The organism is Streptomyces sp. WAC06614 (genome assembly GCF_003949795.1).
In the GTDB taxonomy this organism is placed as follows: domain Bacteria; phylum Actinomycetota; class Actinomycetes; order Streptomycetales; family Streptomycetaceae; genus Streptomyces.
In genome coordinates, this window is the sequence record NZ_RPRY01000001.1 from 42,231 (window position 1) to 61,040 (window position 18,810).

Consider the following 18,810-nt stretch of genomic DNA (forward strand, 5'->3'; position numbering starts at 1 on the left):
CCGTGCGCCGGGTCAGCGGAGCTCGGCCGGGAGCGTCCGCCGGGCGTCGACCTTCTCGGTGCGCACCAGCTCGCCCCACACGATGTAGCGGTACTTGGAGGTGTAGACGGGCGTGCAGGTGGTCAGCGTGATGTACCGGCCCGGCGCGGTGCGGCCGGAGGCCTTCGGGACCGGGTTGATCACGTCCACGTCGTACTTCGAGGTCTGCGGCAGCACGGCGAACGCCTTGTAGACGTACCAGGTGTCGCGGGTCTCGAAGACGATCGCGTCGCCGGTGCGGAGCTTGTCGATGTTGTGGAACTTCGCCCCGTGCCCGTCCCGGTGCGCGGCGAGGGTGAAGTTCCCCTTCGGGTCCCACGGCAGCGCCGACTTCACCGGGTCCGTGTAGTAGCCGGCCACGCCGTCGTTGAGGACCTCCGGGGAGGTGCCCCGCTTGACGAGCACCTCGCCGTTCTTCATCGCCGGCACGTGCAGGAAGCCGATCCCGCCCCGGGTGTCCAGCGCCCCGGGCTGTGCGGCCGACGGCGCGCTCTGCCACTGCTGGCGCACCTCGTCCCCGCGGGCCGAGGCCTGGCGGTCGGCGACCACGTTGGTCCACCACAGCGAGTACCAGACGAACAGGGCCAGGACGACCCCCACCGTGATCAGCAGTTCGCCGAGCAGGCTCAGGGATCCTGCGACCCAGTTGCGGCTGCGCGGGGTCGCGCGACGGGCACGTGACACGGGTGACTCATCCTCTGAGAGCGGGCGGCGCGCCCTGGCTGCGGGGACGCTCGTCGACCATCCTGCCCCATACGATCATCCGGTAGGTGCTGGTGAACTCCGGGGTGCAGGTCGTCAGCGTGAGGTACCGGCCCGGCGAAGTGAAGCCCGAACCCTCCGGGACGGGCTTGAGGACGGCCACGTTCGTCGGGGAGGTCTGCGGCAGGATGCCGGTCATCTCGTACGTGTAGTACGCGTCGCGGGTCTCGACCACGATCGGGTCCCCGGGGGTCAGCCGGTTGATGAAGCGGAACGGTTCGCCATGGGTGTTGCGGTGGCCGGCCACCGCGAAGTTGCCCGTACGGTCGCCCGGCATCGCCGTCTTCAGGGCGCCTTCCGCGTAGTGCCCGACCATGCCCCGGTCCAGCACCTTGGGCTTGCTGATCCCCTCGGCCACCGGCACCTTCACGTCCAGCTTCGGGATGTGGAGGATCGCGAAGCCCTGCCCGGGCTCGAAGGCGGTCACCGGGGGCGCATCGGCGCCGCCGGTCTCCCAGTCCTGGCGCAGCGAGCCGGCCGCGCCGCTGGCCTGCCGTTCGGCGAGCACATTGGTGTACCAGAGCTGGTAGGCCACGAAGAGCAGCATGACCAGGCCGACGGTGATGAACAGCTCCCCCACCAGCCGGCTGAGGACCACCACCGGTCCGCCCCTGCGCCGCCGTCGCGCCCGCTTCGCGGCCTCCTGCGCCGCCCTGCGCCGCGCGGCCCGGCCCCCGGTGGGCGCGGACGGCGCGAGCGCGGTCACGCGACGGCCTTGCCCACCACCGGGGCGAGCCCCACCGAGCGCTCGACCGCGCCCGTGTCACCGCACCGCACCAGCCAGTTGGCGAGCATCCGGTGGCCCCACTCGGTCAGCACCGACTCGGGGTGGAACTGCACGCCCTCGACGTCGTGGACCCGGTGCCGCAGGCCCATGATGATCCCGTCCTCGGTGCGGGCCGTGACCTCCAGCTCGTCGGGCAGGGTGCCCGGCTCGGCCGCCAGCGAGTGGTAGCGGGTGGCGGTGAAGGGGGAGGGCAGACCGGCGAAGACGCCCCGGCCCTCGTGCACCACCGGGGAGGTCTTGCCGTGCAGCAGCTCCGGGGCCCGGTCCACCACGCCGCCGTACGCGACCGCCATGGACTGCATGCCCAGGCACACGCCGAAGACGGGGACGCCCGTGGCGGCGCAGTGCCGGACCATGTCCACGCACACCCCGGCCTCCTCGGGGGTGCCGGGGCCCGGGGAGAGCAGGACACCGTCGAAGCCGTCCTGGGCGTGGGCGAGCTCCACCTCGTCGTTGCGGAGCACCTCGCACTCGGCCCCCAGCTGGTACAGGTACTGGACCAGGTTGAAGACAAAGCTGTCGTAGTTGTCCACCACCAGAATGCGCGCGCTCACCCGCTGGCTCCCGCTCCCTCGTCGACCGTGACATCGTTGAACGGGAGCAGGGGCTCGGCCCACGGGAAGACGTACTGGAACAGCACGAACACCACCGCGAGCACCAGCACGAGCGAGATCAGCGTGCGGACCCACGTGTTGCCCGGCAGATGCCGCCAGATCCAGCCGTACATGCCGTCCCTTCCACTACCTGTTCCGCACCAGACTAAGGGCTGCCCCGCTCCACGGGCCGGGTCTCGGTGAGTTCCGCCCAGACGATGAGACGGTGGCTGTGTCCCCACTCCGGGTCGCAGGTCGTCAGGGTCAGGTAGCGGCCGGGCCCGGTGAAGGGAGAGCGCTGCGGCACGGGCGCCACCACGCCGACCTCGGTGGGCAGGACGCGCAGCGGGGCGGCGCGCACCGTGTACGTGTACCGGGTCGTCGCGTCCTGCACGATCACCGGGTCCCCGGGGCGCAGCTCGTCGGCGTCCTTGAACGGGTCCCCGTAGGTGCGGCGGTGCCCGGCCACGGCGAAGTTGCCGGTGGCGCCGGGGCGGGCGGTGCCCGCGTAGTGGCCGACGCCCTTCTTGAGCAGCTCGGCGCCCGTGCCCTCCAGCACCGGCTTGACCCAGTCCGCGCCGAAGCGGGGGACGTACAGCTCCGCGAAGGCCTCGCCGGGGCGGTACGCGGCCGTGGGCGGGGGCGTCGGCGCGGGACCGGGCGTGCGGGCCGGGGCGGGCGCGGCGGCGGGCCCTGCGGCCGCCCAGCGGTCGCGCAGCCGGTCCCGCTCGCCGTCCGTCGCCCGGTCCGCCCGGACCCCGGTCCACAGCAGCAGGTAGGCCACGAAGAGCACGATCAGGGTGCCGGCCGTCAGGCACGCCTCGCTGACGGTCCGCACCGCCAGCCGGACGGCGCGGGCCCGCCGGTCAGGGGCTCGGGCTGGTGCTCTCCAGGGGCTTCGCATGGTGGAGGTCCACTGTGCCCGAGTACCCCGGCAGAGTCACCGCCTTGTGCTCGTCGACTTTCCAGCCGAGGCCGTAGGCATTGACGTAGAGCTGGTAGTTCTGGATCGCCGGGGAGGCCGCCAGGGCCTTCTTCAGTGCCGCCGGGTCGCCGACCGCCGTCACCTTGTACGGGGGCGAGTAGACGCGGCCCTGGAGGATCAGGGTGTTGCCCACGCAGCGCACGGCGCTGGTGGAGATCAGCCGCTGGTCCATGACCTGGATCCCGCGGGCCCCGCCCTGCCACAGGGCGTTCACCACGGCCTGGAGGTCCTGCTGGTGGATCACCAGGTCGTTGGGCTGGGGCTCGGGCACGTTGGGGATGCGGGCGGTGGCGTTCGGCGGGGCGTCGTTGAGCGTGACCGTCAGGCCCTTGCCCGCGAGCTGCTCGGTGCCGGCCAGCTCGCGCAGCGCGGCCAGCTTGGCGTCCTCGGCCCGGGTGCTGCCGTCGTCCCGGTCGGCCAGGGCGTCGACCTGGTGGCGGACGGTGGCGGTGCTGCGCTCCAGCTCGGCGTTGTTCTGGCTGCGCTCGTGGATCAGGTCCGACAACTTCAGCAAGGAAGTGTCCGTCCTGATGTTCGTACCCTTGGAGGTGTTGAAGCTGGTCACGAAGATGAGTCCGGCCAGCGCGAACACGCCCGCGGTCAGCAGTCGGGCCGGCCGCAGTCGGGGGCCCCGGCGACGGGGACCCACGGAGGAGTCGTCGGAATTGCTCAACGTACCCTTCTCCTTCGGCGCCACTGAACCACTACGCTAACGGACGCCCGGGGGAGGCAAGGTCCCCAGCGCATCGACAGGAGAGACCCCTCGTGCCGAAGTCACGCATCCGCAAGAAGGACGACTACACCCCGCCGCCGTCCAGGCAGGCACAGGCGATCAAGCTGACGAACCGCAGCTGGGTCGCCCCGGTGATGCTGGCGTTCTTCTTCATCGGGCTTGCCTGGATCGTCATGTTCTACGTGACGGACACCCAGATGCCGATCGAATCGCTCGGGAACTGGAACATCGTGGTCGGTTTCGGCTTCATCGCGGCCGGCTTCGGCGTCTCCACCCAGTGGAAGTAGCACGCTCCGGAACACTCCGTGCCACTCTGCGCACAGTTCTGCACATACTTATCCACAGCCCTGTCCACAGCTGAGGACAAAACTCAGACCATCTGTGGATAAGTATGTGGGCGGCGTCGGGTTGACGCCGGTGTGGTGATCAGGTGAGCTCGGCCGTACGGACCAGTACGGCCGCCACCACCAGCACGAACGCGACGCCGCAGGCGCCCCAGGCGGCGACCGCGCCGGTCCGGCCCGGTCCGGGCCGGACCCCGAACATCCCCACGCCGATCAGGACACCGGTGACCAGGCCACCCACATGGGCCTCCCAGGACACCGTCCACCGCTCCTCGCCGCCGGCCCCGCCGCCCAGCGGGACGAAGCTCAGCAGCAACAGCACCGCCACCAGCGCGGCCACCGGCCGCAGGTCCTCCCGCGCCGCCCGCATCTGCACCACCGACGCGCCCAGCAGCCCGAAGACGGCGCCCGAGGCCCCCAGGGTCGGCACGTTCGGCTCGGTCACCGCATAGGCCAGGGCGCTGCCCCCCAGCCCCGAGAGCACATAGAGGGCCAGGAACCGGGCCCGGCCCAGCGCGGCCTCCAGCGGGCCACCCAGGAACCACAGGCCCAGCAGGTTGCCCAGCAGGTGCCACCACTGCTCGTGCAGGAACACCGCCGTCAGCAGCCGGTGGTACTCCCCCGCCGCCACCCCGTGCACCGGACCGCCGAGCCGGTCGACGTACGCACCCACCAGCTGCCCCGGCAGCAGCACCCCGGGGTCCGCCCGCACCAGGAGGAAGACCACCGCGTTCACCGCGACCAGGATCTTGGTGACCAGGTGGGGGTCCCGCGCCGGGCGGGGCATCATCAGCGCTGCTCGACGACCACGGAACGGATGACCACGTCCTCCAGGGGACGCTCGGTGCGCGGATTGGTCGGCAGCCCGGCGATCCGGTCGACGACCGCCTGGCTCGCCTTGTCCGTGACCTCGCCGAAGATGGTGTGCTTGCGGGTCAGCCAGGCCGTCGGCGCCACGGTGATGAAGAACTGGGAGCCGTTGGTGCCCGGGCCCGCGTTGGCCATCGCCACCAGGTAGGGCTTGGTGAAGGCGAGGTCCGGGTGGAACTCGTCGGCGAAGGCGTAGCCGGGACCGCCGGTGCCGTTGCCCAGCGGGTCACCGCCCTGGATCATGAACCCGCTGATGACCCGGTGGAAGATCGTCCCGTCGTAGAGCGGGTCGGTGGTCTTCTGGCCGTCCGTGGGACGGGTCCACTCGCGCTCGCCCGTGGCCAGCTCGACGAAGTTGCGGACCGTCTTCGGCGCGTGGAACGGCAGGAGCGCGATCTCGATGTCGCCGTGATCGGTCCTCAAAGTGGCGTAAAGCTTCCCGGCCACGGAATCTGCCTTCCCTCGTCACCTGGTCATCACTGTCGGTCCCAGATCCTCGCACGATGTGCTGCACCCCGGAGAAGTCCGGGGAAAAAGGGCCACCCGTATGCCCTGTCACGCATGCCGCCCGGCCCTGCACCGGGCATGATCCGACAAAGGGTGGAAAGGTGAACTCTGTCCGCCAGCGAGAAGGAGGATCCTGTGAGCGGCAAGGACAGCGTGCGCGCGGCGACGGAGAGTGCGAAGGACGCGGTGCGGTACGCGGCGGAGGCGGTGGTGCCCTACGCGGAGACGGCGAGGGACACCGCCGCGCACTACGCGCACGAGGCGAACGAACGGCTGGTCCCGATGGTCTCCCAGATGGCCACCGACGCGTCCCGCCAGGCCCGTAGCGCCTACGACACCCACCTCCATCCCCGGATGAGGGCGGCGCGCGCCCACGTACCGCCGAACGTCGACCGCGCGGCGACCCGGGCCGTGCACGAGACCCGCCGGGCGGCCCGGCAGGCCGCCGACTACACCACCCCCCGACTGGAGAGCGCGCTCGCCGCCGCCCACCCCGTGGCGGAGGAGGCCGCGTCCCGTTCCGCGGCGGCCCTGGCGGCCCTGCGCGGCCAGGTCTCCGCCCGCGAGGTCCAGCACCTGGTGCGCCGGCGCGAGTACCGCCGCAAGGCCGGCAAGGTGGTCAAGGGCCTGGCCATCCTCGGGGCCCTGGTCGGCGGCGCGTACCTGGCCTGGCGCTGGTGGGACGAGCAGTCCAACCCCGACTGGCTGGTGGAGCCCCCGGCGGCCACGGAGGTCCCGGCCCGCGACGCGGCCCAGACCACCTTCGACGACGAACTCGCCGCGAAGGAACGCGAGGCCTCCCGCCCGGACGACGAGCAGAACTAGCCCGCCCCCGCGCCCCGTTCGGACACGAAAGAACCCCTCCCGTCCTGCGTCACCGCAGGTCAGGAGGGGTTCTTGACGTGGAGCTTAGGGGAGTCGAACCCCTGACATCTGCCATGCAAAGACAGCGCTCTACCAACTGAGCTAAAGCCCCGAGAACTGGACGCGACCGGTCCTCCCGAAGAGGCGGCCACTTCCGCAGACCAGAGTACCGGGTAGACCCCCTCATCGAGCAAAATGATAGGGACTCCCGCCGTGCGACCACTCTCCGTAAGATGCTCGCGAGGTTCGCACCAGCGAAGGGGAGTACCAAGAGTGGACGCAGTTCAGCAAGAGGCCACGGCCAGAGCCAGAGAGCTTCAGCGGAGCTGGTACGGGGAGCCTCTCGGGGCCCTCTTCCGCCGGCTCATAGATGATCTCGGCCTGAACCAGGCCCGCCTTGCTGCCGTCCTCGGCCTGTCGGCGCCCATGCTGTCCCAGCTGATGAGCGGCCAGCGCGCCAAGATCGGCAATCCGGCCGTGGTCCAGCGGGTCCAGGCCCTCCAGGAGCTCGCGAGCCAGGTCGCCGACGGCAGCGTCAGCGCCGTGGAGGCCACCGACCGGATGGACGAGATCAAGAAGACCCAGGGGGGTTCCGTCCTCAGCAACAGCGGTCAGACCGCCACCGGTTCGGGCGCGCCCACGGTCAAGCGCGTGGTGCGCGAGATCCAGTCGCTGCTGCGCTCGGTCGCCGCGGCCGGCGACATCATCGACGCGGCGGACACGCTCGCCCCCACCCATCCGGAACTGGCAGAGTTCCTCAGGGTCTACGGGGCCGGGCGGACCGCCGAGGCGGTGGCGCACTACGAGGCCCACCAGAACTGATCACGCATCCGGGGGACGGGGGAGCGGGCGCAGCCATGGGTGAGGTGTTCGCCGGGCGGTACGAGCTGGTCGACCCGATCGGCCGGGGCGGTTCGGGGGCCGTGTGGCGGGCCTGGGACCACCGCCGCCGCCGTTATGTCGCGGCCAAGGTCCTCCAGCAGAGCGACGCCCACACCCTGCTGCGCTTCGTACGGGAACAGGCCCTTCGGATCGACCACCCGCACGTGCTGGCCCCGGCCAGCTGGGCGGCGGACGACGACCAGGTCCTGTTCACCATGGACCTGGTCGCCGGGGGCTCGCTGGCCCACGTCATCGGCGACTACGGACCCCTGCCGGCACGCTTCGTGTGCACCGTGCTCGACCAGCTCCTGTCGGGGCTGGCGGCGGTGCACGCGGAGGGAGTGGTCCACCGGGACATCAAGCCGGCCAACCTCCTGATGGAGGCGACCGGAACGGGCCGGCCGCACCTGCGGCTGTCCGACTTCGGGATCGCCGTGCGCAAGGGCGAGCCCCGGCTCACCGAGACCAACTACGTGCTGGGCACGCCCGGTTATTTCGCCCCCGAGCAACTGATGGGCGCCGAGCCGGACTTCCCCGCCGACCTCTTCGCCGTCGGGCTGGTCGCCCTGTACCTCCTCCAGGGCCGCAGGCCCGATTCCCGGGCCCTGGTCGAGCACTTCCGGGCCCACGGCGTGCCCGGCGCCCCCGAGGGCCTCCCCGCGCCCCTGTGGGACGTCGTGGCGAATCTGCTGCACCCCGACCCCGCCGCCCGCTTCCGTACGGCCACGGGGGCGCGCAAGGCCCTTGCCGAGGCCGTGGAGCTCCTGCCGCCGGCCGGACCGGACCAGGAACCGGTCGAGGTCTTCGACCAACTCGGCCCGCTCCCCGCGGGTTTCGGCCCTCAGGGCCCCCTGACGACCACCGCGGTCACCCCGGAGTCCCCCACGACCCCGGTGGCCGCGACGGTGCCCGCCCCCACCCCTACCGTCACCCACGCCTCCGCAGACCGCCGCGCCTCCGCCGACCCCCGCGCCACGGCCGGACCGGGTGCGGCGGCCGGACCGGGTGCGGCGGCCGGACCGGGGTCTTCGGGGACCGGCAGCTTCCACCTCGCCCCACCGGCGCCGCAGCCGGCCGTGCCACAGCCCGCCGGGGCGGGGTCCGGGTCCGGGCCCGTACCGGAGCCGACGGCCCAGCCGCAGGCCGGGCCGCGGCCGCGGGCGGGGATCCGGCCGCCCGGCCGGGTGGTCACGGCCGGGGTGCTGCTGGCCTCGCTGATCTGCTTCGCGGTCGGGATCTGGGCCCTCACCCAGCAGTAGGGCCCCGCCCCGCCGAGGCGGCGGCAGCGGCCGCGGCGGCCGCGCGCCGGGCCAGCAGCAGCCACCCGCCGAGCCCGAGCAGCAGTGCCGTACCGGTGCCGAAGCCGCCCGCGGCCACCAGCCCCATCCGCGCGCTCCGGTCGGCCGCCGCCACCGCCTCCGGCGCCGTCAGCCCGTCCCGGGCGGCGGCCCGGTCCGCCTCGGCCACCCCGAGGCCGCCGGCCGCCAGGTCCTCCACGTACGGCGGGGCGGCCACGGGCCGGCCCTCCACCGTCAGCCGCAGCGTCAGCGGCACCGGCGTGGCGTCCTCGGTGAACTCGCCGACCTTGTGGCCCATGGTCACGGCCAGGTAGTACCAGCCGGCCACCCGCATCGCGCGGGTCCGGGTGTCCGACGCGAACCGGTTCGGGTACGCCACCGGGGCCGTCAGCGGCAGCTTCACGGCCGCCTGCCTGCCGTCGTACGAGGTGTCCTCGGCCCCGGCCAGGGCGCGGTACGGGGTGTAGAGGTCCACGAACAGCCCGCCCGAGGCCGAGCCGTAGCTCTTGGTCATCTTCGCCCCGGCCAGTTCGGCGGTGACCGCCATCTGCTGGCCCCAGTCCAGCGGGACCCGGTAGAAGCGGGTCTGCCCGGGCCGCAGGTCGTCCCGCCACACCCCGGCCCGCAGGGCCCGGGCGTCGTTGAAGCCGGTGCCGCCCTCGCGGGTCACCGCCTGCGCGGCCGGCTCCTGGGCCGGAGCCGTGGGCGAGTAGCTGGGCGCGGGGGCGGGGGCGTTCCCGGTGCGCAGCCCGGGTTCGCGCTGCACCCGCAGCTCCACCGGGTACGGGCGCTGGTCCTCGTCCTTGCCCGCGGTGCGGGTGAGCTTCACGTAGTACACCCCGGCCTGCTGGCAGTCGGCGTCCTCCTCCAGCCGCCGCACCCCGGCCGCGGCCGCCGGCACCGGCTCGTACGCGAAGTCGGCCCGGCCCGGGTTGCCGGGGCAGCGGCGCCCGGCGGTGGTCAATACCTCGACCTCGATGCCGTCGGAGTAGCCGAGCTTCGCGCCCGCGGCGGGCCGGATCACGGCGGAGACGTACACGGAGGAGCGGTCGTCCAGGACCAGCTTGTAGTAGCGCTCGCCGGGCGCCACGGTGTCCTCGTAGGTCCGGCCCGCCTCGACCAGGGGCGCGTCCGCCGTACTGGGGGCGCCCGCGATCTTCTTCGAGCCCTCCGCGGTCCGGTACGCCGGCAGCGGCGCCGGCTCCGCGTACGCCGCTGCGGTCGTGGCGGCCACCAGGCCCAGGGCGAGCGCTGCCGCCGCTGCCGCCCCCACCGGCCCGACCGGCCGGCCCCCCGCCCGACCGCGTGCCCGACCTTGCACCCGACCGCGTACCCGACCCCTCACGTCCGCCCCCGAATCCGTATTTTTCGTGCCGGCACAGCACGAAGCCCCGGCCGCCTGGGCAGCCGGGGCTTCATGACATCAGTTTGTGCGGTCTCACACACCGGAACCCGAGGGCACGGAGTCGGTGGCCTCCGTCCACAGGTCCTGCTCGGCGCGGTCCGCCTGGATCTGGCGGTACACGAGGAGCCCGCCGATGGCGGCCAGTGCGACCAGGAGAAGCTTCTTCACCGCGCGACCTCGTCTTTCGTTGACGTAGGGGACTTCTGGGGCCCAACAATACACACCGATCGATACCGTTCGGTTATCTGGGATCGACCTGTAGGGACCAACGGAAACGGCCCGGCGGAAGTTCCTCCGCCGGGCCGTGACCTTACTGTGGGGCTAACAGGATTTGAACCTGTGGCCTCATCCTTATCAGGGATGCGCTCTAACCAACTGAGCTATAGCCCCTCCGCGCTGCGCGCTGACTCCTGAAGATTAGCGCACAGACCCGGGAGTTCCCAAATCGCAGGTCACAGGGCTACTCGTCCTCGGCGAGGGTGAGCTCCACACCGCCGACGAAACCCGCCGACAGGTTGTAGATGAACGCCCCGAGGGTGGCCAGCGCGGTCGCCAGGACCACGTCGATCACCGCGATCACCGAGGTGAAGATCAGCACCCGCGGCAGCGACAGGAACGACTGCAGGTCGAAGCCGTTGGACTCGTTGGAGCCCGTGGCCTCGCTGATGGTGCCGCCGACGGTGTCGAAGACCCCCATGGCGTCCATGACCATCCACAGCACCGCCGCCGCCACGATGGTGCAGATGCCCAGCGCGATGGACAGCAGGAAGCTGACCTTCATCACCGACCACGGGTCGGCCTTGGCCACCCGCAGTCGTGCCTTGCGGGTCCGGGGCGCCGTCCGCGCCGCGGGACGCGGCTGACGCTGCGCCCCCGGGCCGGACGGCGCCGCGTACGCCTGCGGCGGGTGGTACGGCTGCGCCGGCCGGTCCTGACTCTCGTCGGTCTCCGGCTGCTGCGCGCCTCGGGTGTCCGTCACGGTTGTCGTCGCCCCCTGGGAGTCCGCGGCGGGACCACGGGCACCCTTCGCTCCACTCTTTGCCGATCCGGCGCCCGTGGCTCCACTCACGCTGTGCTCCTACTGCTCCCCGGCCGAGGACTCCGTGTCCTCGGCGGCCTGTCCCTCGACCTGCCCCTCGGCCGTCTCGGGCTCGTCGCCCTCCTCGGCCTCCTGACCGGCTTCGGCATTGCGGGCGATGCCCACGACGGCATCCCGCTTGCCCAGGTTGATCAGCTGGACGCCCATGGTGTCACGGCCGGTCTCCCTGACTTCGTTGACTCGCGTACGGATCACACCACCGCCGAGGGTGATGGCGAGAATCTCGTCGCCCTCGTCCACGACCAGCGCACCGACCAGCGAGCCCCGGTCCTCCACGATCTTGGCGGCCTTGATTCCCAGACCGCCGCGGCCCTGGACCCGGTACTCGTCGACCGGCGTGCGCTTGGCGTAGCCGCCGTCGGTCGCGGTGAAGACGAACGTACCCGGCCGGACAACGCTCATCGACAGCAGTTCGTCACCCTCGCGGAAACTCATGCCCTTCACGCCGGAGGTGGCGCGGCCCATCGGGCGCAGGGCGTCGTCGGTCGCCGTGAAGCGGATCGACTGCGCCTTGCGGCTGATCAGCAGCAGGTCGTCCTCGGCGGACACCAGCTCGGCGCCGATCAGCTCGTCGTCGCTGCCGTCCTCCCGCTCGCGCAGGTTGATGGCGATGACGCCGCCCGAGCGGGGCGAGTCGTAGTCCTTGAGCGCGGTCTTCTTCACCAGGCCCGCCTTGGTGGCCAGGATCAGGTAGGGCGCCGCCTCGTAGTCGCGGATCGCCAGGATCTCGGCGATCTGCTCGTCCGGCTGGAAGGCCAGCAGGTTGGCCACGTGCTGACCGCGGGCGTCCCGGCCGGCGTCGGGCAGCTCGTAGGCCTTGGCCCGGTAGACCCGGCCCTTGTTGGTGAAGAACAGCAGCCAGTGGTGCGTGGTGGAGACGAAGAAGTGGTCGACGATGTCGTCCTCGCGCAGCTTCGTACCGCGCACGCCCTTGCCGCCGCGCCGCTGGGAGCGGTAGTCGTCGGTCTTGGTGCGCTTGACGTAGCCGCCGCGGGTGATCGTGACGACGATGTCCTCCTCGGCGATCAGGTCCTCGATGGACATGTCGCCGTCGAACGGCACCAGCATCGTGCGGCGGTCGTCGCCGTACTTCTCGACGATCGCGGCCAGCTCCTCGCTGACGATCGCGCGCTGCTTCTCCGGCGAGGCCAGGATCGCGTTGTACTCGTTGATCTTGGCCTGGAGCTCGTCGTGCTCGGCGACGATCTTCTGCCGTTCCAGGGCCGCCAGGCGGCGCAGCTGCATCTCCAGGATCGCGTTGGCCTGGATCTCGTCGATCTCCAGCAGGCCCATCAGGCCCTCACGCGCGATCTCGACGGTCTGGCTGCGCCGGATGAGGGCGATGACCTCGTCGATCGCGTCCAGCGCCTTGAGCAGACCGCGCAGGATGTGGGCGCGCTCCTCGGCCTTGCGCAGACGGAACTTCGTCCGGCGGACGATGACCTCGATCTGGTGGTGCACCCAGTGGCGGATGAACGCGTCCAGCGAGAGCGTGCGCGGCACGCCGTCCACCAGCGCGAGCATGTTCGCGCCGAAGTTCGTCTGGAGGTCGGTGTGCTTGAACAGGTTGTTCAGCACGACCTTGGCGACGGCGTCCCGCTTGAGGACGATCACCAGGCGCTGGCCCGTGCGCGAGGAGGTCTCGTCGCGGACGTCGGCGATGCCGCCGATCTTGCCGTCCTTGACCAGGTCGGCGATCTTCTGGGCGAGGTTGTCCGGGTTGACCTGGTACGGAAGCTCCGTGACCACCAGGCACTGGCGGTTCTGGATCTCCTCGACCTCGACCACCGCGCGCATGGTGATGGAGCCGCGGCCGGTGCGGTAGGCCTCCTCGATGCCCTTCTTGCCCACGACCAGCGCGCCGGTCGGGAAGTCCGGGCCCTTGATGCGCTCGATCAGCGCGTCGAGCAGCTCCTCGTGCGAGGCGTCCGGGTTGGCCAGGTACCACTGCGCACCCTCGGCGACCTCGCGGAGGTTGTGCGGCGGGATGTTGGTGGCCATACCGACGGCGATACCGGCGGAGCCGTTGACGAGCAGGTTCGGGAACCGGGCCGGCAGGACCGTGGGCTCCTGGTTGCGGCCGTCGTAGTTGTCCTGGAAGTCGACGGTCTCCTCGTCGATGTCCCGGACGATCTCCATCGACAGCGGCGCCATCTTGCACTCGGTGTAGCGCATGGCGGCGGCCGGGTCGTTGCCCGGGGAGCCGAAGTTGCCGTTGGAGTCCACCAGCGGCATCCGCATCGACCACGGCTGGGCCAGGCGGACCAGGGCGTCGTAGATCGAGGTGTCGCCGTGCGGGTGGTACGTACCCATGACGTCACCGACGACGCGGGCGCACTTGTAGAAGCCCTTCTCGGGCCGGTAGCCGCCGTCGTACATCGCGTACAGCACACGGCGGTGGACCGGCTTGAGGCCGTCCCGTACGTCGGGCAGCGCGCGGGACACGATGACGGACATCGCGTAGTCGAGGTAGGAGCGCTGCATCTCCGTCTCGAGCCCGACGGGCTCGATCCGCATCTGCGGTTCCTCTTCGGTGGCTTCGGTGGTGGGAGTGTTCTCGTCGGCCATTGCTGGTCTTCAAGTCCTTTCAGGCGGTCAGCGACGGACCGACTCAGATGTCGAGGAAGCGGACGTCCTTGGCGTTGCGCTGGATGAAGGAGCGCCGGGCCTCGACGTCCTCACCCATCAGCACCGAGAACAGGTCGTCGGCCTGGGCCGCGTCGTCGAGCGTGACCTGGCCGAGCACGCGGTGGTCCACGTCCATGGTGGTGACGCGCAGCTCCTCGGCATTCATCTCGCCCAGACCCTTGAAGCGCTGGATCGAGTCATCCTTGATCCGCTTGCCGTTCTGCTTGCCGAGCTCCACGAGCGCGTCGCGCTCCCGGTCGGAGTAGGCGTACTCGAAGTCGTCGCGACCCCACTTGATCTTGTACAGCGGCGGGCGCGACAGGTACACGTGGCCCGCCTCGACCAGCGGGCGCATGAAGCGGAAGAGGAACGTCAGCAGCAGCGTGTTGATGTGCTGGCCGTCGACGTCGGCGTCCGCCATCAGGATGATCTTGTGGTAGCGGAGCTTCTCGATGTCGAAGTCCTCGTGCACACCGGTGCCGAAGGCGCTGATCAGCGCCTGGATCTCGGTGTTCTGGAGGATCTTGTCGATGCGCGCCTTCTCGACGTTCAGGATCTTGCCGCGGATCGGCAGGATGGCCTGGTACATCGGGTTGCGGCCGGACTTGGCCGAGCCGCCGGCGGAGTCACCCTCGACGATGAAGATCTCGCACTTGGCCGGGTCGTTCGACTGGCAGTCGGACAGCTTGCCCGGCAGCGAGGCGCTCTCCAGCAGGCCCTTGCGGCGGGTCAGGTCACGGGCCTTGCGGGCCGCGACCCGGGCCGTGGCCGCCGCGATGGCCTTGCGGATGATGTCCGCCGCCTCGTTGGGGTTGCGGTCGAACCAGTCGGACAGGTGCTCGTGGGCCACCTTCTGCACGAAGGTCTTCGCCTCGGTGTTGCCCAGCTTGTCCTTGGTCTGGCCCTCGAACTGCGGCTCGCCCAGCTTGACCGAGATGATCGCGGTCAGACCCTCGCGGATGTCGTCACCCGTGAGGTTGTCGTCCTTCTCGCGCAGCAGCTTCTTCTCGCGCGCGTACTTGTTCACCAGACCCGTCAGCGCGGCGCGGAAGCCCTCCTCGTGGGTACCGCCGCCGTGCGTGTGGATGGTGTTGGCGAAGGAGTAGACACCCTCGGTGTACTGCGAGTTCCACTGCATCGCCAGCTCGACCGAGAGCATCCGCTCCTTGTCCTCGGCCTCGATGCCGATGACGGTGGGGTGGATGAGCTCGCCCTTGCGCGAGTTCAGGTACTTCACGAAGTCGACGATGCCGCCCTCGTAGTGGTACGTGACCGTACGCGCCTGCTGCTCCTCGGGCTCCGCGTCCGGGTCGTCCGCGCCGACCGTGGCCTTGGCGGACTCGCGCTCGTCGGTCAGGACGATGGTCAGGCCCTTGTTGAGGAAGGCCATCTCCTGGAAGCGGCGGGAGAGCGTCTCGAACGAGTACTCGGTGGTCTCGAAGATGTCGCCGTCGGCCCAGAACGTCACTGACGTCCCGGTCTCGTCGGTCGCCTCGTTGCGGGCGAGGGCCGCGGTGGGCTCGCCCATCTTGTAGTCCTGGGTCCAGCGGTAGCCGTCGGTCTTGATCTCGACCGAGACCTTGCTCGACAGGGCGTTCACGACGGAGACGCCCACGCCGTGCAGACCACCGGAGACGGCGTAGCCGCCGCCGCCGAACTTGCCGCCCGCGTGCAGGACCGTCAGCACGACCTCGACGGCGGGCTTGCCCTGCGCCGGGACGATGCCGACGGGGATGCCTCGGCCGTTGTCGACCACGCGCACGCCACCGTCGGCGAGGATCGTGACGTCGATCTTGTCCGCGTGCCCGGCCAGCGCCTCGTCGACCGCGTTGTCGACGACCTCGTACACGAGGTGGTGCAGTCCGCGCTCACCGGTGGACCCGATGTACATGCCGGGCCGCTTGCGGACCGCCTCCAGTCCTTCCAGGACCTGGATCGCACTTGCGTCGTAGTTCTTCTGGTTGGAGTCGCCGGAATCGGCCACGAAGCGCCCTTTCTGGCACAGCGCAGACCTGACTCCCGGGCGGCGCGCGAGGGCCGGCGGGAACGGCTGCGTCGATCTGCGTTGTCGGTGTTGCTCGGCGGATCCCGCAAGCGGGCGGGACTTACCACCCAGTCTACCGGTAGCGCTGACATGAATGGGGGTTTGCCGGTACCTGAGTCCGCATGTGCCGCCCTGAACCTCCCTCGCCCGACTCCCCATATTCAGGAAGGGGCTCCAAGAGGCTCACACGGGCCTCCAGCGCTTCGGCCTGTCAACCTCCGGCTACCGTGAGGGACACCACTGGCCCGAGGTCGCCCCGTCAGCCCCAGGTGTCGCCCGGACCGGAGCTGCCCGGGGCCCGCAGCGGCCCGTACCGGCGCGGCCGGCCGCCCGGCCCCTGCACCTTGATCAGGCGGACGGTGCCCTGACCCAGCTCCTTGTTCAGCCGGGCCACCAGCTGCGGGGCGAGCAGCTTGAGCTGCGCCGCCCACGCCGACGAATCGCACCTCACCAGGAGCTCACGGTCCTCGTAGCGCTCCGGTTCACAGTGCGCCGCGATCTCCGGCCCCACGATCTGCGGCCAGCGCTCCATGACGCCCGCGTCCGCCAGCGGCATCTCCCACCCGCGCTCGGTCCGCAGCCGTTCCAGCGCGGCCATCAGCGGCATCGGGTCCCGGGCGTCGGCCCGGGCGCCCGAGCGCAGGCCCGGGCCCTGGGTCCGCTTCTTCCCGCCCGCGCCCGCCGCCAGGCCGCGCGCCCGGGCCTGCTCACGGGCCGCCGCAAGGGCCTGCCGGGCCAGGTCGACACCCGAGGACACCTGCCCGCCGGAGGCCGGCGGAGGCTCGGGGGACGTGCGCCGGGCCGCCCCGTCGCCGTTGCCCTGCGGACCGCCCTGCGGATTTCCCCGCGGATCGCCCGTCGGATTCATCCTCGGGTCACCTCACCACCGGACACCCGGAACCGGGCCCCCGCCAGCACGCCCGGCACGTCGTCGTCCACCGCCGCCGTCACCAGCACCTGCTCGCCGCCGGCCACCAGCTCCGCGAGCCGCTCCCGGCGCCGCGTGTCCAGCTCGGCGAAGACGTCGTCCAGGATCAGCACCGGCTCGGCGCCCTCGCCGCGCAACAGTTCGTACGAGGCCAGTCTGAGCGCCAGCGCGTACGACCACGACTCGCCGTGGCTCGCGTACCCCTTGGCCGGGAGCTGGCCGAGCGCCAGGGCCACGTCGTCGCGGTGCGGACCGACCAGGGTCACGCCCCGTTCGATCTCCTGCTTGCGCGCCTCGGCGAGCGCCGCGAGCAGCACCTCGTAGAGCTCCTCGCGGGTCTGCGCCCCGGCCGTGGGGGCACTGCCCTTGTACGTCAGCCCGATCGCGCCGCCGCCCGGCGCGAGCTGCTCGTAGGCCTTGCCGGCCAGCGGCTCCAGGGTGGCCAGCAGGTCCAGCCGCTGGGCGAGCAGCTCCGCGCCCGCCCGGGCCAGGTGCTGGTCCCACACGTCCAGGGTGGACAGGTCCATGGAACGGCCGCCGTGCCGGCGGGCCATCGCCGCGGTCTTGAGCAGGGTGTTGCGCTGCTTGAGCACGCGCTCGTAGTCCGAGCGCACCCCCGCCATCCGCGGCGCCCGCGCGGTGATCAGCTCGTCCAGGAACCGCCGGCGCTCGCCGGGGTCGCCCTTGACCAGGGCGAGGTCCTCGGGCGCGAACAGCACCGTGCGCACGATCCCCAGCACGTCACGGGGCCTGACCTGCGAGGACCGGTTGATCCGGGCCCGGTTGGCCCGGCCCGGGTTGAGCTCCAGCTCCACGAGCTGCTGCCGCTCGCCCTGGGTCACGGCGGCCCGGACGATCGCCCGGTCGGCGCCCATGCGGACCAGCGGGGCGTCCGAGGAGACCCGGTGGCTGCCCAGCGTGGCCAGGTAGCCGACGGCCTCGACCAGGTTGGTCTTGCCCTGGCCGTTGGGTCCCACGAAAGCCGTGACGCCCGGGTCGAGGGGGACCTCGGCCCGGGCGTACGAGCGGAAGTCGGCCAACGACAGATGCGTGACGTGCATGGCGGCGCCGGCCTCCCCCTGCTCCTGCTTGTCTTCCTGCTACTTCTTCGTCTCGACCGCGTGGCCGCCGAACTGGTTGCGCAGCGCGGCGATCATCTTCATCTGCGGCGAGTCGTCCTGGCGCGAGGCGAAGCGCGCGAACAGCGACGCGGTGATCGCGGGCAGCGGCACGGCGTGGTCGATCGCGGCCTCCACCGTCCAGCGGCCCTCGCCCGAGTCCTGCGCGAAGCCCTTGAGCTTCTCCAGGTGCTCGTCCTCGTCCAGCGCGTTCACGGCCAGGTCCAGCAGCCAGGAACGGATGACCGTGCCCTCCTGCCAGGACCGGAAGACCTCGCGCACGTCGGTGACCGAGTCCACCTTCTCCAGCAGCTCCCAGCCCTCGGCGTAGGCCTGCATCATGGCGTACTCGATGCCGTTGTGGACCATCTTGGCGAAGTGGCCCGCGCCGACCTTGCCGGCGTGCACGGCGCCGAACTCGCCCTCGGGCTTGAGGGCGTCGAAGATCGGCTGCACCCGGGCCACGTGGTCCTTGGCGCCGCCGTACATCAGCGCGTAGCCGTTCTCCAGGCCCCAGACGCCGCCGGAGACACCGCAGTCGACGAAGCCGATGCCCTTGGCCGCCAGCTCCTCGGCGTGCCTCTCGTCATCGGTCCAGCGGGAGTTGCCGCCGTCGACGACGATGTCGCCGATGGAGAGCAGCTCGCCGAGCTCGTCGATGGTGGACTGGGTGGGCTCGCCGGCGGGGACCATCACCCACACGACCCGGGGGCCCTTCAGCTTCTCCACAAGCTCATGCAGGCTGTGGACATCGGCGACGTCCGGATTGCGGTCGTATCCGACGACGGTGTGACCTGCGCGGCGGATGCGCTCGCGCATGTTGCCGCCCATCTTGCCGAGACCGACGAGACCGAGCTCCATCTGGTGGTTCCTTAGGTGTGTGACCAGTTTCGTACCCGCGTCCGAGCCTACGCCCGCACGCGG

The 18,810-nt window shown here is 71.1% G+C and carries 19 protein-coding genes, 2 tRNA genes and 1 pseudogene; 4 read left to right on the top strand and 18 right to left on the bottom strand.

Annotated features, from left to right (window positions below; genetic code table 11):
• Nucleotides 1-12 precede the first annotated feature (12 nt).
• The 6 genes and pseudogenes from EF918_RS00200 to EF918_RS00225 form a co-directional block, all read right to left on the bottom strand.
• Nucleotides 13-723 (bottom strand): class E sortase, encoded by a 711-nt coding sequence (locus tag EF918_RS00200; RefSeq protein ID WP_125638551.1) that lies wholly within the window; start codon nt 721-723, stop codon nt 13-15.
• A gap of 7 nt (nt 724-730) precedes the next feature.
• Nucleotides 731-1,450 (bottom strand): annotated as a pseudogene (locus EF918_RS00205) (class E sortase); the annotation flags it as partial.
• 53 nt (nt 1,451-1,503) lie between these two features.
• Nucleotides 1,504-2,142: an aminodeoxychorismate/anthranilate synthase component II gene (locus EF918_RS00210; RefSeq protein WP_125638558.1), complete on the bottom strand. Its 639-nt coding sequence runs from the start codon at nt 2,140-2,142 to the stop codon at nt 1,504-1,506.
• Complete coding sequence (locus EF918_RS00215; RefSeq protein ID WP_125638561.1) at nt 2,139-2,315, bottom strand: hypothetical protein; 177 nt, start codon at nt 2,313-2,315, stop codon at nt 2,139-2,141. Before EF918_RS00215 ends, EF918_RS00210 begins: the two co-directional genes overlap by 4 nt.
• Nucleotides 2,316-2,347: 32 nt before the next feature.
• Nucleotides 2,348-3,085, bottom strand: coding sequence for a class E sortase (locus EF918_RS00220; RefSeq protein ID WP_125638564.1), 738 nt, complete (start codon nt 3,083-3,085; stop codon nt 2,348-2,350).
• Nucleotides 3,048-3,839: a DUF881 domain-containing protein gene (locus EF918_RS00225; RefSeq protein ID WP_125638567.1), complete on the bottom strand. Its 792-nt coding sequence runs from the start codon at nt 3,837-3,839 to the stop codon at nt 3,048-3,050. Before EF918_RS00225 ends, EF918_RS00220 begins: the two co-directional genes overlap by 38 nt.
• Before the next feature lie 92 nt (nt 3,840-3,931).
• On the opposite strand from EF918_RS00225, the gene crgA reads away from it, so the two are divergent.
• The gene (gene crgA / locus EF918_RS00230; protein ID WP_125638570.1) at nt 3,932-4,186 is read left to right on the top strand and encodes a cell division protein CrgA; all 255 of its coding nucleotides are present in this window, start codon (nt 3,932-3,934) and stop codon (nt 4,184-4,186) included.
• 139 nt (nt 4,187-4,325) lie between these two features.
• On the opposite strand, the gene EF918_RS00235 is transcribed toward crgA, so the two are convergent.
• A complete protein-coding gene (locus EF918_RS00235) occupies nt 4,326-5,033 on the bottom strand; it encodes a rhomboid family intramembrane serine protease (RefSeq protein WP_125638573.1) in 708 nt (235 codons plus the stop codon).
• On the bottom strand, nt 5,033-5,560 hold the full coding sequence (locus tag EF918_RS00240; RefSeq protein WP_125638576.1) for a peptidylprolyl isomerase: 528 nt from the start codon (nt 5,558-5,560) through the stop codon (nt 5,033-5,035). The genes EF918_RS00235 and EF918_RS00240 overlap by 1 nt, the downstream gene beginning before the upstream one ends.
• Nucleotides 5,561-5,755: 195 nt before the next feature.
• Here EF918_RS00240 and EF918_RS00245 point away from each other — a divergent pair, with 195 nt between their 5' ends.
• Entirely contained in the window at nt 5,756-6,445 is a 690-nt protein-coding gene (locus tag EF918_RS00245) for a DUF5324 family protein (RefSeq protein ID WP_185921539.1), read from the top strand.
• A 78-nt stretch (nt 6,446-6,523) separates the two neighbouring features.
• Here the strand turns inward: EF918_RS00245 and EF918_RS00250 are convergent.
• Nucleotides 6,524-6,596: transfer RNA gene (locus tag EF918_RS00250), tRNA-Ala, on the bottom strand.
• 161 nt (nt 6,597-6,757) lie between these two features.
• On the opposite strand from EF918_RS00250, the gene EF918_RS00255 reads away from it, so the two are divergent.
• Together EF918_RS00255 and EF918_RS00260 are read left to right on the top strand one after the other, a co-directional pair.
• A complete protein-coding gene (locus EF918_RS00255) occupies nt 6,758-7,306 on the top strand; it encodes a DNA-binding protein (protein ID WP_125638582.1) in 549 nt (182 codons plus the stop codon).
• Between the two features lie 35 nt (nt 7,307-7,341).
• Entirely contained in the window at nt 7,342-8,625 is a 1,284-nt protein-coding gene (locus tag EF918_RS00260) for a serine/threonine-protein kinase (protein WP_125638585.1), read from the top strand.
• Here the strand turns inward: EF918_RS00260 and EF918_RS00265 are convergent.
• The 9 genes from EF918_RS00265 to gnd all read right to left on the bottom strand — a co-directional run bounded on the left by EF918_RS00265 (nt 8,612) and on the right by gnd (nt 18,774).
• A complete protein-coding gene (locus EF918_RS00265; protein WP_125638588.1) occupies nt 8,612-9,937 on the bottom strand; it encodes a hypothetical protein in 1,326 nt (441 codons plus the stop codon). The genes EF918_RS00260 and EF918_RS00265 overlap by 14 nt on opposite strands.
• A 165-nt stretch (nt 9,938-10,102) precedes the next feature.
• Nucleotides 10,103-10,237 (bottom strand): DLW-39 family protein, encoded by a 135-nt coding sequence (locus EF918_RS37625; RefSeq protein ID WP_208809277.1) that lies wholly within the window; start codon nt 10,235-10,237, stop codon nt 10,103-10,105.
• Between the two features lie 148 nt (nt 10,238-10,385).
• A tRNA-Ile gene (locus EF918_RS00275) sits at nt 10,386-10,459 on the bottom strand.
• Between the two features lie 70 nt (nt 10,460-10,529).
• The gene (locus EF918_RS00280) at nt 10,530-11,138 is read right to left on the bottom strand and encodes a DUF3566 domain-containing protein (RefSeq protein ID WP_125638595.1); all 609 of its coding nucleotides are present in this window, start codon (nt 11,136-11,138) and stop codon (nt 10,530-10,532) included.
• A gap of 9 nt (nt 11,139-11,147) precedes the next feature.
• The gene (gyrA, locus tag EF918_RS00285) at nt 11,148-13,736 is read right to left on the bottom strand and encodes a DNA gyrase subunit A (RefSeq protein WP_125638598.1); all 2,589 of its coding nucleotides are present in this window, start codon (nt 13,734-13,736) and stop codon (nt 11,148-11,150) included.
• A gap of 43 nt (nt 13,737-13,779) precedes the next feature.
• On the bottom strand, nt 13,780-15,801 hold the full coding sequence (gene gyrB, locus EF918_RS00290) for a DNA topoisomerase (ATP-hydrolyzing) subunit B (protein WP_125638655.1): 2,022 nt from the start codon (nt 15,799-15,801) through the stop codon (nt 13,780-13,782).
• Nucleotides 15,802-16,099: 298 nt separating this feature from the next.
• Entirely contained in the window at nt 16,100-16,708 is a 609-nt protein-coding gene (locus EF918_RS00295; RefSeq protein ID WP_260609662.1) for a DUF721 domain-containing protein, read from the bottom strand.
• Nucleotides 16,705-17,829 (bottom strand): DNA replication/repair protein RecF, encoded by a 1,125-nt coding sequence (recF, locus tag EF918_RS00300; RefSeq protein ID WP_125638601.1) that lies wholly within the window; start codon nt 17,827-17,829, stop codon nt 16,705-16,707. The genes EF918_RS00295 and recF overlap by 4 nt, the downstream gene beginning before the upstream one ends.
• 39 nt (nt 17,830-17,868) lie before the next feature.
• Nucleotides 17,869-18,774 carry a phosphogluconate dehydrogenase (NAD(+)-dependent, decarboxylating) gene (gene gnd / locus EF918_RS00305; protein WP_260609666.1) on the bottom strand — a complete coding sequence of 302 codons (906 nt, stop codon included), beginning with the start codon at nt 18,772-18,774 and terminating at the stop codon, nt 17,869-17,871.
• Nucleotides 18,775-18,810: the final 36 nt, after the last annotated feature.

Excerpts from the sequence above, each read along its gene's own strand:
- EF918_RS00215 (WP_125638561.1), bottom strand. The coding sequence starts at position 2,315 with ATGTACGGCTGGATCTGGCGGCATCTGCCGGGCAACACGTGGGTCCGC.
- EF918_RS00220 (WP_125638564.1), bottom strand. The coding sequence starts at position 3,085 with ATGCGAAGCCCCTGGAGAGCACCAGCCCGAGCCCCTGACCGGCGGGCC.
- EF918_RS00235 (WP_125638573.1), bottom strand. The coding sequence starts at position 5,033 with ATGATGCCCCGCCCGGCGCGGGACCCCCACCTGGTCACCAAGATCCTG.
- EF918_RS00260 (WP_125638585.1), top strand. The coding sequence starts at position 7,342 with ATGGGTGAGGTGTTCGCCGGGCGGTACGAGCTGGTCGACCCGATCGGC.
- gyrA (WP_125638598.1), bottom strand. The coding sequence starts at position 13,736 with ATGGCCGACGAGAACACTCCCACCACCGAAGCCACCGAAGAGGAACCG.
- EF918_RS00295 (WP_260609662.1), bottom strand. The coding sequence starts at position 16,708 with ATGAATCCGACGGGCGATCCGCGGGGAAATCCGCAGGGCGGTCCGCAG.
- recF (WP_125638601.1), bottom strand. The coding sequence starts at position 17,829 with ATGCACGTCACGCATCTGTCGTTGGCCGACTTCCGCTCGTACGCCCGG.